At 56.7% G+C, this 16,266-nt stretch carries 15 protein-coding genes, 1 tRNA gene and 1 riboswitch; of the genes, 11 read left to right on the forward strand and 5 right to left on the reverse strand.

The window, feature by feature from the left end; genetic code table 11:
- Positions 1 to 161 precede the first annotated feature (161 nt).
- From H1Y61_RS02370 to H1Y61_RS02380, 3 genes are all read left to right on the forward strand, one after another.
- On the forward strand, positions 162 to 914 hold the full coding sequence (locus tag H1Y61_RS02370) for a hypothetical protein (RefSeq protein ID WP_180573608.1): 753 nt from the start codon (positions 162 to 164) through the stop codon (positions 912 to 914).
- A 233-nt stretch (positions 915 to 1,147) separates the two neighbouring features.
- Positions 1,148 to 2,920: an ABC transporter ATP-binding protein/permease gene (locus tag H1Y61_RS02375; protein ID WP_180573609.1), complete on the forward strand. Its 1,773-nt coding sequence runs from the start codon at positions 1,148 to 1,150 to the stop codon at positions 2,918 to 2,920.
- A gap of 422 nt (positions 2,921 to 3,342) precedes the next feature.
- Positions 3,343 to 3,630, forward strand: coding sequence for a hypothetical protein (locus H1Y61_RS02380; protein WP_060718743.1), 288 nt, complete (start codon positions 3,343 to 3,345; stop codon positions 3,628 to 3,630).
- Positions 3,631 to 3,984: 354 nt separating this feature from the next.
- Here the strand turns inward: H1Y61_RS02380 and H1Y61_RS02385 are convergent, their stop codons facing one another.
- The 4 genes from H1Y61_RS02385 to H1Y61_RS02400 form a co-directional block, all read right to left on the reverse strand.
- A complete protein-coding gene (locus H1Y61_RS02385; RefSeq protein ID WP_180573610.1) occupies positions 3,985 to 5,814 on the reverse strand; it encodes an ABC-F family ATP-binding cassette domain-containing protein in 1,830 nt (609 codons plus the stop codon).
- Positions 5,815 to 5,817: 3 nt separating this feature from the next.
- On the reverse strand, positions 5,818 to 6,477 hold the full coding sequence (locus H1Y61_RS02390; protein ID WP_174112044.1) for a thiamine diphosphokinase: 660 nt from the start codon (positions 6,475 to 6,477) through the stop codon (positions 5,818 to 5,820).
- Positions 6,478 to 6,656: 179 nt separating this feature from the next.
- The gene (gene rpsU / locus H1Y61_RS02395; RefSeq protein ID WP_015917494.1) at positions 6,657 to 6,905 is read right to left on the reverse strand and encodes a 30S ribosomal protein S21; all 249 of its coding nucleotides are present in this window, start codon (positions 6,903 to 6,905) and stop codon (positions 6,657 to 6,659) included.
- Positions 6,906 to 6,940: 35 nt separating this feature from the next.
- On the reverse strand, positions 6,941 to 7,210 hold the full coding sequence (locus H1Y61_RS02400) for a hypothetical protein (protein WP_015917493.1): 270 nt from the start codon (positions 7,208 to 7,210) through the stop codon (positions 6,941 to 6,943).
- Positions 7,211 to 7,691: 481 nt separating this feature from the next.
- Between H1Y61_RS02400 and H1Y61_RS02405 the strand changes: the two genes are divergently transcribed.
- The 6 genes from H1Y61_RS02405 (at position 7,692) to H1Y61_RS02430 (ending at position 13,975) form a co-directional block, all read left to right on the forward strand.
- Complete coding sequence (locus tag H1Y61_RS02405) at positions 7,692 to 8,558, forward strand: AAA family ATPase (protein WP_180573611.1); 867 nt, start codon at positions 7,692 to 7,694, stop codon at positions 8,556 to 8,558.
- A 59-nt stretch (positions 8,559 to 8,617) separates the two neighbouring features.
- Positions 8,618 to 8,695: riboswitch (SAM riboswitch) on the forward strand.
- 69 nt (positions 8,696 to 8,764) lie between these two features.
- The gene (gene metA, locus H1Y61_RS02410; RefSeq protein ID WP_180573612.1) at positions 8,765 to 9,694 is read left to right on the forward strand and encodes a homoserine O-acetyltransferase MetA; all 930 of its coding nucleotides are present in this window, start codon (positions 8,765 to 8,767) and stop codon (positions 9,692 to 9,694) included.
- Positions 9,691 to 10,143, forward strand: a complete 453-nt coding sequence (locus H1Y61_RS02415; protein WP_180573613.1) for a GNAT family N-acetyltransferase — start codon at positions 9,691 to 9,693, stop codon at positions 10,141 to 10,143. The genes metA and H1Y61_RS02415 overlap by 4 nt, the downstream gene beginning before the upstream one ends.
- Before the next feature lie 6 nt (positions 10,144 to 10,149).
- Entirely contained in the window at positions 10,150 to 11,337 is a 1,188-nt protein-coding gene (locus H1Y61_RS02420; RefSeq protein ID WP_180573614.1) for a vWA domain-containing protein, read from the forward strand.
- 177 nt (positions 11,338 to 11,514) lie between these two features.
- The gene (locus H1Y61_RS02425; protein WP_180574383.1) at positions 11,515 to 12,525 is read left to right on the forward strand and encodes an aldose epimerase family protein; all 1,011 of its coding nucleotides are present in this window, start codon (positions 11,515 to 11,517) and stop codon (positions 12,523 to 12,525) included.
- 169 nt (positions 12,526 to 12,694) lie between these two features.
- The gene (locus H1Y61_RS02430; protein ID WP_180573615.1) at positions 12,695 to 13,975 is read left to right on the forward strand and encodes an MFS transporter; all 1,281 of its coding nucleotides are present in this window, start codon (positions 12,695 to 12,697) and stop codon (positions 13,973 to 13,975) included.
- A gap of 192 nt (positions 13,976 to 14,167) precedes the next feature.
- On the opposite strand, the gene H1Y61_RS02435 is transcribed toward H1Y61_RS02430, so the two are convergent.
- Positions 14,168 to 14,242: transfer RNA gene (locus H1Y61_RS02435), tRNA-Gly, on the reverse strand.
- 317 nt (positions 14,243 to 14,559) lie between these two features.
- Between H1Y61_RS02435 and H1Y61_RS02440 the strand changes: the two genes are divergently transcribed.
- Positions 14,560 to 15,069, forward strand: a complete 510-nt coding sequence (locus tag H1Y61_RS02440) for a prolyl-tRNA synthetase associated domain-containing protein (protein ID WP_180573616.1) — start codon at positions 14,560 to 14,562, stop codon at positions 15,067 to 15,069.
- A 185-nt stretch (positions 15,070 to 15,254) separates the two neighbouring features.
- Positions 15,255 to 16,253 (forward strand): thioredoxin, encoded by a 999-nt coding sequence (gene trxA, locus H1Y61_RS02445; RefSeq protein ID WP_180573617.1) that lies wholly within the window; start codon positions 15,255 to 15,257, stop codon positions 16,251 to 16,253.
- Positions 16,254 to 16,266 lie beyond the last annotated feature (13 nt).

Here is a 16,266-nt window from a genome sequence, read left to right on the forward strand (position 1 = left end):
TTTAGGTGTCGCGTATCATCGATGTTGTGTTGGGGCGTATCAGTTCTGTTTGAGGCTATAACAGGTGGGGTGGTCACATCACTTGCAATCATATCTTGATTGCGACATAATGTTGAAATTATTGTCGCATATTGGTTTTTGCCGTTCTCACGGAGTTTGTCATGGTCGAGAAACTACAAAGTGAAGCCCGAAACAAGGTTTTTAAAGGGGCGGTGGATACTGCCTGCGTCGGCATACACACTACGGGAATGCTAAGCGGACATACGGGAAGTTGGGGCGATAACGAAATTCTTGAGCAAGCGCGCATTGCCACGATGAGGCCCGGCGGTCGGGCCGAAGCTTATCTCAATCACTATCGTCAAGGGTCTGGTGCCGATGTTCATTTTTCAGTCAAGCAATTGATGGATGAAGATCAATCGGTGAAAGCGTATATTACGCGTAAGATAAACGAGATGGTTGCGTTCTTTGAAAATAGTGGTACGCCGATGTCCAGCATGATCGGTATTGTCGGATTGGCGCAGAAATATTTCAGTAATATTGATTGGCAATACGCCACCGGTTCCCTGAACATAAAATGGAGCGTGGTCGATAAATTTGAAAGGTCAAATGGCAGATTTTTGCTCGTTGAATTAAGCTGCGTCAATGTTTATCGATGGCATCCTGAAGCTGACCGCTATACGCAATGTGTCCATCAGGCTGCCCAAAACCTTCAAAAGCCAGCTTCGGATTTCAATGTAGGCGCACCATTGAATCCGATGGACATTGGATCTTATGTCGGATTAAAGCCCGGAAAAACGCAAAAATTTCCTGCTGCGCGAAATTTCAAAATGATATCTAAGCCGGAAAGAGTTATACTTCCAAAACTATCTGGAATTCCAAATGTTTCTGGGAGTGGAGCCGTTTCTTCTATATAGATTGGAATGAAACAGACGAAGACGGTGCGATATTTTCCTGTGTTATTTTTGGGTCTTCACTATCCCGTGGCTTAGAATAGTGAATCGCTTACGAGTCCTTTATCCGGTTTAAAAAGTGGCCAATTCGACATCGTCCCTTTGATTTGTGAGTGATAGACGTGATTATTCAGTAGCCAAGCGGTGGTAACTAGAGCATTCTTGAGGTCAAGGGCGGCATTAGAGGCCGCGACTCAATGATGATTGTACCGCGACGAATGTTTGACAACGAAACCGCCGCGCCGGACCTGACATTTGCCGAACAGATGCGCATGGCTGGCCAATCCTTCTGGTCCAGCCATGTAAGAGGGCGCATTCTGCTGCTCTCGCTTTCGTTGCTCGTCGTCATTTTGCTGTTGACCTACGGCCAGATATTGCTCAATCGCTGGAACCAGCCGTTCTATAACGCCTTGGAAAATCGCGATCTGCCAGCTTTCTGGCAGGAGTTGCGCAATTTCTTCTTCATTGCCGCCTTTCTGCTTGTCATCAATGTGGCGCAGACCTTTTTTAGCCAGATGACCGCGCTCTACATGCGCGAGGGATTGGCCCGCGATATGGTCGATCAATGGCTGAAAGGCAGGCGTGCCTATCGGCTGTCGGTGTCCAGCCCGCTTGGCGTCAATCCAGACCAGCGCCTGCATGAAGATGCGCGCAAACTGGCGGAATCGACGACGTCGCTCACCGTCGGCTTGGTGCAATCCACCATTCTGCTCGTCAGTTTCATCAGCGTGCTCTGGGAATTGTCCGGGGATTTCTCGCTGACCCTGTTTGGCCACCAGATCGCCATTCCCGGTTATATGGTCTGGGCGGCGCTGATCTATGCGGGTGGGGCGGCGGTGGCGAGCAATCTGGTCGGGGCAACGCTCACCCGTCTCAATTCCACCCGCTATGCCCGCGAGGCGGAGCTTCGTGCGGCCCTGATGCGCAGCAACGAGCATCTGGAGCCGATCGCGCTCGCACGCGGCGAGGATGTCGAGCGCGGCCAGATCCATGCCACCATCGACCGCGTGCTGGCGATTATTTCCAAGCTGGCGCTGGCGCTGACCAATCTGACCTGGGTATCGGCGGCCTTCGGCTGGCTGGCGCTGATCGTGCCGGTGCTGATCGCCTCGCCAGCCTATTTCGGCGGCACCATGACCTTCGGCGGCTTGATGATGGCGGCCTCGGCTTTCACGCAGGTCTATACGGCGCTGCGCTGGTATGTCGATAATTTCGGGGCGATTGCCGATTGGAAGGCGACACTGCTGCGGGTGATGGTGCTGCGCGCCGCTCTGATCGAACCAGCGCTGACCGAGACGGTGGAAGGCCAGATCCGGGTCGAGGCCGGAAAGCCGGGCGAACTGGCTTTCGAGGATGTCTATATCCGCACCCCCGTCGAGGCGGAGGCCCATTGGGGCGGTTATCATCTGAAAGAGGACAATCCCACCATCCTTGCCGGTGAACATGTGATGGTCAACGGTGATCCCGGCATCAACCGGCGACAATTCTTCAACGCCATCGCTGGACTCTGGCCCTATGGTGAGGGCCTGATCCGCCTGCCGCAGGAAGATCATATCCTGTTTGTGCCGCAGACCCCCTATCTGCCGGAGGGGCGGTTGCGGGACATCCTGGCCTATCCCGAGGATGCCTCCACCTATGGTGACGAGGCGATGACGCTGGCGCTGAAGACGGTTAAGCTCAGCCGCCTTGCTAGCGCGCTGGACGAGCGGCAGCGTTGGGACCGGGTGCTGGACAAGGATGAGCAGATGGCGCTGGCTTTTGCCCATATCCTGTTGCGCAAGCCTCATTGGGTGGTGTTCAACGATGTGCTTGATGGGTTGGAGCCGGAAACGGCGACGATCCTGACCGGCGTGATGACGCAGTTAGAAGAGGCGACGCTGATCTATATCGGCCGCGCCCAGGGCTTTATCGATGCGGTATCGCCGCGCATCCTGCATCTGGAGCGGATGGACGTGCCGGTGCCGGAATAGGCCTGCTCGGCGGCATAACGCCTGAAAGCGGGCATCATCTCGTCCGATTTAAAGAATTATCCAGTAGACTCTCTGCCCGCAGAAGCTTACTGCATAATCTTTAAACCAGATATGGATTAAAAAAGCGAAATTGCGCGCCAAGCAGACTGTGACATCGCCCTTGGGGCGCTCTGCACAGGCGCTCGCAATATCAGAATTCATTGGGCCGTTTTCCGCGTGCCGCCGCATCATGCCAATAGCCGTTAACAATGGCAGTCGGTATTCCGTTGCGACTATCTCAAGCCTTTAAGGCACTTGGGATGGTCGTTTTTTTTTCAAGGCAGGGATGCGTGTGCGTCTTCGGGCCTTGCTATAACACAAAAGAGACAGAGCATTTCCTGGAGCGTCCTTGGCGCTGGAAATGGTCCCACTAGAGGCTGGATATGATCGAATTGACACCCACGCAGATCCGCGGACTGAAGCTTGCCAAGGACGGCGATCTGTATCCCCAGCCGCTGAAGAAATGGACGCATCTGAACGCAGAGGTGACCTATTCCCGGACCGACCGTTTCAAGGAACGGCCGCAGAAGATCAAGTTTCTTACCACCACGACCGTGACGGAACTGACAGACCTGGGCCTGCTGGAACGGTGCAATACCGCAGAAGAAGCCGAGCAAGATTCGCGCCGGATTACGATGGCCGGCAAGATGTGGCTGCTCAAAACCAAATAATGGTTACTGCATCATTCTTTAAACCGGAATCTGTTTAAAGAGAAAATTATGCAGCAGATATCAAGAGCGACAGCGAACCTTTGTGCGCCATATAGGGCGCATGGCGCTGTAGTGATGCCAATGCCTGGAGATGTCTTTGTGCCTCCAGGCATTGGGAATGTACGGCTTCATGCTACACATGTAATACCAAGTCTCTGACATGCTGACGCATCCTCGACTAGACGGCATTACAAATATCTCAAATGCATCAATCGCTTGAGATATTTGCAAAAGGAATACGAAGAGTCATCTTCAATGACTCTTCGTATAAAGCGCTACAGCGAGCTTTGCGCAGGCTGCTATAGAGCGCTTGGGTTACCCCTCCAGTTCTTCGCGCAGCATTTCCAGTTCCAGCCATTCCTCTTCCATGCGGGCGATGGACTGACGTAGCGCTTCCATTTCGGCGGCGAGCTTGTTGAATGTGGCGGGGTCCTTCACGAACAGATTGGGATCGGCCATTTTTGTCTCGCGCAGCGCGATCTCTTTCTCGGCCTTTTCCATTTCCTTCGGCAGGTTTTCCAGCGCAAATTTCTGCTTGAAGGACAGTTTTCCCTTGTTCTTCGGCGCCGTATCACCGCTTTTGCCGCCACCCTCCTGCGTTTTGGCTTTTTCCGCCTTTTCCACGCGCTTGCGCTCGTCTTCCACACCCCGGCGCTGCGCCAGCATGTCGGAATAGCCGCCGGCATATTCGATCCAGTGGCCATTGGGGGCTTCCGGATTGGCGGGGGCGATGGTCGAGGTTACCGTGCGGTCGAGGAAATCACGGTCATGGCTGACGAGGATGACGGTGCCGGAATATCCGGTGACGATTTCCTGAAGCAGGTCCAGCGTCTCGATATCGAGGTCGTTGGTCGGCTCGTCGAGGATCAGCAGATTGGAGGGTTTCGCCATGATTCGCGCCAGCATCAGCCGGGCCCGCTCGCCGCCGGACAGGTTGCGGATCGGGGTGCGGGCCTGTTCCGGCTGAAACAGGAATTCCTTCATATAGCCGGTGACATGTTTCTGCTCACCATTGACCAGCAGGTTCTCGCCGCGCCCATCCGTCAGGTAATTGGCCAGCGTGTCATCAGGGTTCAGGTCCTCGCGCTTCTGGTCAAGCGTGGCAATTTCCAGATTGGTGCCGAGCTTGATCGTGCCTTCGTCGGGCGAAAGTTGACCGGTCAGCATTTTCAACAGCGTGGTCTTGCCAGCGCCATTCGGGCCGACCAGGCCGATACAGTCGCCGCGATGCACGCGGATTGAAAACGGTGCGATAATCGTCCGCTCGCCATAGGCCTTGGTGATCTTGTCGGCCTCGATCACCAGCTTGCCGCTTTCCTTGCCCTCGGTGGCGCTGGCAAGGATCGTTCCTTGCGGACCTTTATGGCCGCGATAGTCGGCGCGCAGGGTCTGGAGGTTGCCAAGCCGGCGCATATTGCGTTTGCGCCGTGCCGTTACGCCGTAGCGCAGCCAATGTTCTTCGCGCTCGATGGCTTTGCCCAGCTTGTGCTGTTCGATCTCTTCTTCTTCCAGCACCTTGTCGCGCCATTCCTCGAAATGTCCAAAGCCGCGCGCCAGACGGCGTGACAGGCCGCGATCCAGCCAGACGGTGGCGGTCGAGCATTTCTCCAGGAAGCGACGGTCATGGGAGATCAGCACCAGGGCGCTGCGGGTCTTGCGTAACTCTTCTTCCAGCCATTCGATGGTTGGCAGGTCGAGATGGTTGGTCGGCTCGTCCAGCATCAGGATGTCGGGTTCCGGCGCCAGCACCCGGGCGAGGGCTGCGCGGCGCGCTTCACCACCCGATAGGCTTTTCGGATCTTCCTGGCCGCTCAGCCCCAGATGTTCCAGCAGATATGTGACCCGATAGGGGTCGTCGCCGGGGCCAAGCCCCGCTTCGGCATAGGCCTGCACGGTCGCATGACTGCCAAAATCCGGGGCCTGTTCGAGATAGCGGATGGTGGCCGAGGGGTGGCGGAACACTTCACCCGACTGGGCCTCGACCAGACCGGCGGCAATCTTCATCAGGGTGGACTTGCCCGACCCGTTGCGGCCAACAAGGCAGATGCGGTCGCCCGGTTCCACTTGCAGGCCAGCGCCGTTGAGCAGCGGTGCGCCGCCGAAGGACAGGAAGATATTGTCAAGTTTCAGGATTGGCGGTGCCAAGGGTCACGCTCCGGTCATGTCATAAGGGCGGGCAAGGATCACGGCGTCGCCGCTGCCAAGCGACAGCGTTACCGGACCTTCGGCCACATTGGAAATGGTGCGGGACGATCCGAACGGCAGATCGAAACCCTGCAATGGATAGCGGGCACCGGCGATGGTCAACCCGGTCAGCGCGGAAAAGCCGAGAATGGAAAACAACGAACCCTGCGGCAGGTCCAGTGTCATGGTTTTACCCGGCAGAAGCGGCCATGCCTCCTCCTCACCGGATGTGAGGTGCAGATCAAGCCCCTGGGCCGCCAGCGCCACCGCCAGCAGCAGATGCATCATCGCATGGTCGGATCGCTCTCCTCCAAGCGCGCCCGCCAGCAGAAGGGAGGTCGCGCTACGCTTGCGGGCTTCGTCAATGGCGATTTCACCATCGGTGAGGTTCTTGCGGGCCGGATAGGGCAGGCGCGGAACACCCGGAAACCGGTCTGCCGGAAGATCGTCGGAACTGTCGAAATCGCCCACCCAAAGCTCAGGTGTCAGTCCCAGCGGTTCGGCATGGCGCATGCCGCCATCGGCGGCGATGGCGCGGGTTCCTGCAACAGTGCCGAGCAGCCGGGGCGTGATGGCGAGGGGACCGCCGAGCAGAATGGTGAAGGTGCTTTCCGTCATGGCCATGCCATAACGCATCTGAGGCCAAATGCAAAAGGCGTTCCGTGATCAACGGAACGCCTGCGGCATTTTCCAGTCCTATTGCCCGAGGCATAATTGCCTGGAAAAAAGGATTTGAGACCTGCACGGATTTGCCCGGTCTCGATTTTATGGCGAAGGGTGATGTGTCCCTTGCCCTTCGGCCCTTATCCTTGGGCGCGTGGCGCAAAAACTTTTTTCTTCGGCGCAGGCAGAAGGCCCTCGCGCTGAAGCTTCTTGCGGGCCAGCTTGCGGGTGCGGCGCACGGCCTCGGCCTTTTCGCGGGTCTTCTTTTCCGACGGCTTTTCATAGGCCGAACGGGCCTTCATTTCACGAAACAGGCCTTCGCGCTGCATTTTCTTCTTCAGCACGCGCAATGCCTGCTCAACATTGTTATCCCTGACGAGTACCTGCACTGTCTCTCCTTTGATGGTTGAGGATGATAATCTGGTTATTTCGAATTAACTGGCGTTGCCCAGGCCCCGCCGGCCTTTTGTGTTTTTGAGGCGGTGCCGGACCGTGGCGAACGGCTGACATCGATCTCGTCCTCGGCAATCGACCGGTCGAACGTTTCGCTCTCGAAGCGAACCCGATACCGGCGTGCGCCCTGGGATTCCGGCAGGGTGGCAAGCACCTTGCACACGCCGACCGACCGGGAGAGCCTGACGGGACCGTCTTTCAGCACGACCATGTCGCCTGTCTTGTATAAATGCGCCGTCATGCCGGTCTCCTTGCAGGACTACTGCTCGCGGATCAAATGCCGAAACGAAAATGCGCCGGGAAACCGCTTTGGTTTCGCCTGGGCGAAAAGATGCGGACAACAGTGCGAACGGCGCGGTGCGGATTTTTGCAGCGCTGTGCGCCGATACCGGCGCTCACGTGTCACTGCAAAAACGGATAGTCCCTGCCCAATCCTGCCATCAAACCGCACCCGGTTCAGCGGCACAGACAAAGGCCGGAACGTCCGGCCTTGCAGTTCAGTCAGGCAGAGGAAAGTTTAACTCATGCCCATTCGGGGCCAAAGCGCTTTCCTGCCGGAAAAGGTGACCCCATCCTGAATGGTCGAGCAGGATGTAGGGGCCAAACTGGCAGATTTCAAACAAAATACAAGCTTTATTTGTGAAGAGATTGGCCTGCACCGGCTTGTCGCTGGCTGTGCTGCTGATTACTTTCACCGAAATTGACGATGAATTGGAGAGATCATGTCATTTACCGGGCAATTCACCGGAAGCGCCGATTATATCGCCGACAAGGACCTGACGGTGGCCGTCAACGCAGCCATTGCGCTGGAACGGCCACTGCTGGTCAAAGGTGAACCAGGCACCGGCAAGACCGAGCTGGCCCGCCAGGTTGCCGCAGCCCTTGGTCTCGACATGATTGAATGGACGATCAAATCCACCACCAAGGCGCAACAGGGGCTTTATGAATATGATGCCGTGTCTCGCCTGCGCGATAGCCAGCTGGGCGATCCGCGCGTCAGCGATATCGGTAACTATATAAGGCGCGGCAAGCTCTGGGAGGCTTTTGCGGCGGGAAGAAAGACCGTGCTGCTGATCGACGAGATCGACAAGGCGGATATCGAGTTTCCCAACGATTTGTTGCAGGAACTGGATCGGATGGAGTTTCACGTTTATGAGACAGGTGAGCGGGTGAAGGCGCAGGTACGCCCGATCGTCATCATCACCTCCAACAATGAGAAAGAGCTGCCCGACGCCTTCCTGCGCCGCTGTTTCTTCCACTATATCCGCTTTCCGGATGCCGAGACGTTGGCGCGGATCGTCGATGTTCATTATCCCGGCATCAAGCAGCAGTTGCTTCAGGCGGCCTTGACCCGGTTTTACGAAATACGCGAAACGCCGGGCTTGAAAAAACGTCCATCGACCTCGGAAGCCCTGGACTGGATACGCCTACTGGTGGCCGATGAGGTCGATCCCGCCTATCTGCGCAGCGATGCCACCAATGCCCTGCCGAAACTGCATGGCGCGCTTTTGAAGAATGAGCAGGACGTGCATCTGTTCGAGCGGCTTGCCTTCATGGCCCGGCGCGACGGAGCGCGGGACGGACGCTGATCCTTGCTGCGGTGCAGCTTATGTTTTCATTGATTCGTAACGGGTGAAGGCGTAAATAACCGTCTTCTCGTGGTGATTTGGCCGGCCGGCTTGCAGCCACGTAAAATAAATTGCTAAAGGGCCGAGGCAAGTTATTCAAGACTTTCCGAGGCCGATGGCGATAGCAAAGCTGCCGCACCGTGCCGTGACAGGAAAGTTTAAAGCCGATGCCGATCAAGATTCCCGATACGCTCCCCGCCTTCGACGCCCTCGTTCATGAGGGTGTGCGGGTGATGACGGAAACCGCAGCGATCCGTCAGGATATTCGCCCGTTGCAGATCGCCCTGCTCAATCTCATGCCCAACAAGATCAAGACCGAGGTGCAGTTTGCCCGGCTGATCGGTGCATCGCCATTGCAGGTGGAATTGACCCTGGTGCGGATCGGCGGCCATAAGGCCAAGAACACGCCCGAAGAGCATCTCCTGTCCTTCTACCAGACTTGGGAAGAGGTGAAGCACCGCAAGTTCGACGGACTGATCATTACCGGTGCGCCGGTGGAAACGCTGCCCTTCGAAGACGTCACCTATTGGAGCGAAATGCAGCAGATTCTCGACTGGACGGAGACCAATGTCCACACGACGATGAATGTCTGCTGGGGGGCGATGGCGGCGATCTATCACTTCCACAAGGTGCCGAAACATGGGCTGAAGGAAAAGGCTTTCGGCGTGTTCCGCCACCGCAATCTGGCGCCATCCTCCATCTATCTCAACGGTTTCTCGGATGATTTCCAGGTGCCGGTCTCACGCTGGACCGAGGTACGCCGCGCCGATATCGAAAAAGTGCCGGACCTGAACATCCTGATGGAATCCGATGAAATGGGTGTTTGTCTGGTGCAGGAGGATAAGGGCAATCGGCTCTATATGTTCAACCATGTCGAATATGATTCCACCTCGCTTGCGGATGAATATTTTCGCGACGTCAGCGCCGGCATCCCGATCCGCCTGCCATATGATTACTTTCCCCATAACGATGATACATTGACGCCGCTCAACCGCTGGCGCAGCCATGCGCATCTGCTGTTTGGAAACTGGATCAACGAGATGTATCAGACCACCAGCTATGATTTGAACGATATCGGCAAGGGGCGCGGCACATGACCGGGGATCTTCTGGTCCGTCCCCTGACTGTTGACGACGAGGCAGACTGGCGTCGCCTGTGGCGCGCCTATCTCGCCTTTTACGAAACGGAGCTGCCCGAAGAGATCTATGCGACCACCTTTGCCCGGCTGACGGGGCAGGGAGCTGGCGAATTTCGCGGGTTTCTGGCTGTGGCTGAGGGGAAAGCTGTGGGCCTTAGCCATTATGTCTTTCATCGGTCCTGCTGGTATATTGCCGATGTCTGCTATCTTCAGGATCTCTATGTCGATCCTGAGGTGCGTGGGCTTGGCATCGGTCGGGCGCTGATTGCAGCGGTCAACGCGGCGGCGGTGGAAGCTGGCGCGGGTAAGGTCTACTGGATGACCCAGGAGTTTAACAGCACGGCCCGGCGCCTCTATGATCAGGTGGCGGACAAGACCCCCTTTATCATCTACCAGCAACCGCTCTGAGCGCCGATGTTCCTGCCTTTTTTCCTCAAGCTTAAACAACAGAAAATCCCGGTCTCCCTCGGGGAATATCTGGCCTTGCTGGAAGGGGTGGAGCGCGGCCTTGTCGATTTCGACATTGAGGCTTTCTACTATCTGGCGCGCACGACGCTGATCAAGGATGAGCGGCATATCGACCGTTTCGATCTGGCCTTTGCTGAATGTTTCAAGGGGTTGGAAGCGACCGGTGGGTCGCAGCCGGGTGTGTCTGAGACCGCTCTGCCGGAAGAATGGTTGCGCAAGCTGACCGAAAAACACCTGTCCGACGAAGACAAGAAGCTGATCGAAGCCATGGGTGGTTTCGACAGGCTGATGGAAACGCTGAAACAGCGGCTGGCCGAGCAGAAGGAGCGCCATCAGGGCGGCTCGAAATGGATCGGCACGGCGGGGACCTCGCCCTTCGGGGCCTATGGCTACAATCCGGAAGGAGTGAGGATCGGCCAGGACGGATCGCGCCATCGCCGCGCCGTCAAGGTGTGGGACCAGCGGGAATTTCGCAATCTCGACGATTCCGTCGCGCTTGGCACCCGCAATATCAAAGTTGCCCTGCGCCGGTTGCGGCGGTTCGTCCGACAAGGTGCGCCGGACGAGTTTGATTTGAGCGGTACGATCCGCGCGACGGCGGAGCATGGCTATCTTGACATCAAGACCCAGGCGGAACGGCGAAATGCCGTCAAGCTGCTGATGTTCTTTGATATTGGCGGCTCCATGGACGATCACGTCAAAGGCGTGGAGGAGCTGTTTTCGGCCGCCCGGTCGGAATTTCGGCATATGGAGCATTTCTACTTCCACAACTGCCTTTATGAGCGGGTGTGGAAAGACAATCGCCGCCGCCGGACCGATGTCATTCCGACAGAAGAAATTATCCGCACCTATGGGCCGGATTACCGGGTGATCTTCGTCGGCGATGCGGCGATGAGCCCCTATGAGATCACCATGATCGGCGGATCGGTGGAACATTGGAATGGTGAGCCCGGCGCCCTCTGGCTTTCGCGCATCACGGAGCATTTTCGCAAATGTCTGTGGCTCAACCCGATGCAGCAGGAGCATTGGGCCTATACCCATTCTATCGGTTTGATTTCCCGTCTCATGGGCGGGCGCATGCATCCTCTGACGCTTGGCGGGTTGGAGGATGCGGCACGAGAGCTGTCGCGCTAATCCGGCCTGCATCGTCTATGGTGCGTTGATGTTTGCTGTAACGCCTTATGGTGGCTGGATATTTTATCTCTGATCGATTTCGGTTTGAGGAATTATGCAATAAACCTATTTGACACGGCAGAAACGATGACGCGCCCGCCTCAGGCAGGCACCGTCGATGCAAGGGTGAGGAAGCATATGCAGCGTCTGGAATTTGGCACGACCACCAAGGGTGAAACAGTAGAGCAGGTCACGCTGCATGGCGGTGGCCTGAAGGCCAAGGTGTTGACCTGGGGAGCGGTGATCCAGGATCTCAGGATGGAAGGCCATGTGGCGCCGCTGGTGCTGGGTTTCGAGCATTTCGAAGACTATGCCATCCACTCTCCCTATTTCGGGGCGACGCCCGGGCGCTTGGCCAATCGTATTGCAAACGGACGTTTCACCCTGGATGGTGAAGACTATCAGCTGGAATGCAACGAGCGCGGCCTTACCCATCTGCATGGCGGCAGCGATGGCATAGGCAGGCGCAATTGGACGATTGCCGATCTTGACCGTGACCGGGTGGTGCTCGAGATCACCGATCCGGCGGGCCGGGCCGGTTATCCCGGCAATGCCCACATCCGGGCGACCTATCACCTTCAGGATGACGGTGTGCTGTCGGTGGTCTATGAAACGACCACGGACGCGCCAACCCTCGCCAATCTCTGCCAGCATTCCTATTTCAACCTGGATGATTCGCCTGATATGCTGGATCATGAGTTGATGATTGCCGCAGATCACTATCTGCCTGTCGATGAGCGTCTGATCCCGACCGGAGAGCAGCGTCCGGTGATCGGCACGCCGTTTGATTTCCGGCAGATGGGCGTGATGCGTCGCACAGAGGACGGCGTTCAGGTGCCCTTCGACAACAATTTCTGTCTGTCGCAGACACGGGTGGCCAAGCGCAGCGTCGCCATGGCCCGCAGCCTGAAATCCGGCGTCTCCATGGAAGTGCGCACCACGGAGCCTGGCGTTCAATTTTACGCGGGCGTCTACCTGAATATACCGGTTTCCGGTCTTGAGGGCCGTCGCTATGGCGCTTATGCCGGTTTCTGTCTGGAAACCCAGATTTGGCCTGATGCCATCAACCAGACCGGTTTTTCAAGTGCTGTTCTGCGTCCCGGTGAAACGCTGCGGCAGGAAACGGATTATGTGTTTTCTATGAGTTGATGGTTTTTTGCACGGCTTTGTCCAAGGGTGTGCGGGGAACAATTAAGCGTGTAATCCTGTTTACATTACCCGTCCCCGCGGCACCCGCAGGAGGTTGCATGATTGGTTGAATCGGACCCGGTTCAAGCAGGGAATTATGCAGGAGGGGAGGGTTGTGGGAGGACATGACTTGGTTTCCGAAAAAGCACTGATTTCAAAAATCACCTGGCGGCTGATGCCGTTTCTGGGGCTTCTCTACCTGATTGCCTATATCGATCGGCAGAATGTCAGTTACGCCAAATTACAGATGGTCGATGCGCTGGGCCTCAGCGAATATGCCTATGGTTTGGGGGCATCGCTGTTCTTTATCGGCTATTTTCTATTTGAAGTGCCGAGCAACCTGTTTCTCGAACGGTTCGGCGCCAGCCGCTGGTTTGCCCGCATTCTGGTGTCCTGGGGCGCTGTAACCATTGCGCTTGCTTATACCCAGAACGCGACGATGTTCTACATCCTGCGCTTTCTGCTGGGCGTCTGCGAGGCGGGGTTCTTTCCGGGCGTGCTCTATCTGCTGACGCTCTGGTTCCCAAGGGATTATCGTGGCCGGATGGTTGGCATGTTCATGATTTTCAGTGCCCTTGCCAATGCCATTGGCGCACCATTGGGCGGCGTATTGCTCGATCTCGATGGGTTCCTGGGCTATCAGGGTTGGGAATGGGTGTTTCTGGCGACCGGTATTCCCGCGGTTCTGGCCGGTATCGTGACCTGGTTTTATCTCGCCGACACTCCGGCCAAGGCGCATTTTCTGACGGATGCTGAAAAAGCCTGGCTTCAGGCAAGGCTTGATGCCGAAAATACCGGAATGGACGCCAATGCCGACAATGGCTTCAAGGCGCTGATCAATCCCCGTGTGCTGCTGATGTCGCTCTGCTATGTCGGCTTTCCACTCGCCGCTTATGGCTTGAGCTATTGGCTGCCGACCATCGTCAAGGGGTTTGGCGTGTCGAATACGGTGAATGGCCTGATCAACATCATCCCCTGGGTTGCGGTTGCCATCGCGCTCTATGTTGTGCCATCGGCGGCTGACCGGACGGAGAACAAGACGCCCTATATCGTCATACCGGCCTTTGTCGGTGCCGTCAGTCTTGTGATGTCGGCAGTGCTGACAGACCAGGTGTTGCAATTTGCGTTTCTGTGCCTTGCCGCCGCCGGGATCTTCGCAGGCCAGCCGGTGTTCTGGAGCCTGCCATCGCGCTTCTTGAAAGGCGCTGGCGCTGCGGCCGGTCTGGCTGCCATCAATTCGGTCGGCAATCTCGGCGGTTTCGTTGCCCAGAATGTCGTGCCATTGATCCGCGACCAAACGGGCAGCACGATTGCTCCGATGTTCTTTCTGGCGGCCTGCCTCGCCATTGCCGGCGTGCTGGTCATTATCATTGGCAGGGTGATGGGACATAAGCCGATACGGGCGACCTGACGCATTTTGCATTCCGGTGTCGCCATTCGGAGTGCGTTTGGCGGCGCCACTTTTGCCAAAGGCAAGTTTTGATAGCTTATCAGGGAAGGGTTTTAACGTCGTCAGTTTTGCAGCCCAAACCACGCAGCCGGACACGGAAAACCGCGATCTCCCTTTCGGGAAGGCATATTCTTGAATTCATCTTTGTAAAATTGGAGCGGGCGAAGGGATTCGAACCCTCGACCCCAACCTTGGCAAGGTTGTGCTCTACCCCTGAGCTACGCCCGCTCATTATCCACCGGTCCGGGGTAGTACGCTGAACCGTGGGTCGCTGTGTTGCGGCGACGGGCGGTATATGGCCCAACTGCTTTTCGATTGCAACAGGGAAATGACGGCGGGTCCAAGATTTTTTCCAATCTCGGCCTAAGCTATTCTTTGGAAATGAAAATTTTGAACGTCGCGTGAGTGGTCAAGATAAGGCTGCATGGGGAAACATTTGAATTCCTGATCGGCGCATAAAACACGCATAAAACAGTTGAAGGAGATCGCTTGATATCGTTTAACCGCAGCATGCCGCCGAGACTATATTCTGAAATAGGACCATCATGACAGAGATTGTGCCGAAGTTGCCCGCAGACCTGTTTGCATTTCTCGATAGCCTCGGCATCGAGCACCGGACAGTGTCACATCCGCCTGTCTTTACCGTGGCAGAATCGGTGTCGCTGCGCGATGAGATCCCTGGCGGCCATACCAAAAACCTATTCGTCAAGGACAAGAAGGATCAGTTCTTCCTGCTGGTGGTCGAGGAAAACGCCATTGTCGATCTGAAGACCGTCCATACGCTGATTGGTGCGGCCAGCAAGTTATCGTTTGGCAAGCCGGAAAAGCTGATGGAGTATCTGGGCGTTGTGCCGGGATCGGTAACGGCTTTTGGGGCCATCAATGATGCTGACAACAAGGTGACATTCGTTCTGGACGCGGACTTGATGCAGCATGAGATCATCAATTGCCATCCGCTGTCGAATGACGCTACAACCTCGATTGGCCGCGACGACCTCCTGCGCTTTCTGATGGCGACTGGACATGAGGCAATCGTCTTGAAAGTCACGGCTTGAGGCACGATTTAAACGCTTGCAGGGTTCATTGAAATTCAAGGAACCCTGTAAAGATCATGTGGCCAGGACAAGGGCTGCGATATCTGTTGCGGTATGAAACGGAACTTGCGGACGGTGGAAATAAGGCGGCACCTGGAATGCGTTTGCAAAACGCCCGGGCTGTCAGGAACAGGCGGGAGATGGTGATGAGCAATTCTGGTAATCCATATGGCGGCTCCTATGGCGGGCAGATGACGGCGAATGCGCAATTCGGCACAGCGCCTCCTGCGGCAGCGCCAGCGTCTGCAGGAGCATCGCCCGCTGGCGGTTTGATCAAGGATACGACCACCCAGGGCTTTGCCAAGGATGTGCTGGAAGAGTCTCGCCGCCAGCCGGTCCTGGTGGATTTCTGGGCGCCCTGGTGTGGCCCCTGCCGCCAGTTGACGCCGATCATCGAAAAGGCGGTCAATGAGGCCAAGGGCAAGGTCAAGCTGGTCAAGATGAATATCGACGACCATCCGGCCATTGCCGGTCAGCTTGGTATCCAGTCCATTCCTGCCGTCGTCGCTTTTGTCGATGGCCGTCCTGCCGACGGCTTCATGGGCGCGCTGCCGGAAAGTCAGGTCAAGCAGTTCATTGACAAGCTGGGTGGCCCGGACGGCGGTGCCGATCAGGCGGCGGAAATTGAGGCTGTGCTGGAAGAAGCCAAGGGGCTTTACGATGGCGGCGATTTCGACGGCGCGGCCCAGCTCTATGCGGCGGTCATGCAGGCCGATCCGGAAAATGCCAAGGCGGTCGCCGGCATTGCCGAATGCATGCTTGCCCTCAACCAGCATGAACGGGTGCGCCAGATTGTCGATGGCCTGCCCGAAGAGCTGGCGAAAGCCGCTGAAATCCAAGCCGTTGCCAAAAAGCTGGAGCAAATCGAAGAGGCCCGCAAGCTGGGTGATCCGGTGGCGCTGGAGCAGCAACTGTCGCTTAACCCTGACGATCACGAGGCGCGGCTGAAGCTCGCCAAGATCCGCAATGTCGAGGGCAAGCGTGAAGACGCAGCCGATCATCTGCTGTTGATCATGAAAAAAGACCGGACCTTCGACGATGATGGTGCGCGTCGCCAACTGGTTGAATTTTTCGAGGTATGGGGTCCGAAGGACCCCGCCACCATTCAGGCCCGTCGCAAGCTGTCTTCGATCTTGTTTTCGTAACGGGCTTGAAGGC

Source organism: Agrobacterium vitis, assembly GCF_013426735.1.
GTDB lineage: Bacteria > Pseudomonadota > Alphaproteobacteria > Rhizobiales > Rhizobiaceae > Allorhizobium > Allorhizobium vitis_D.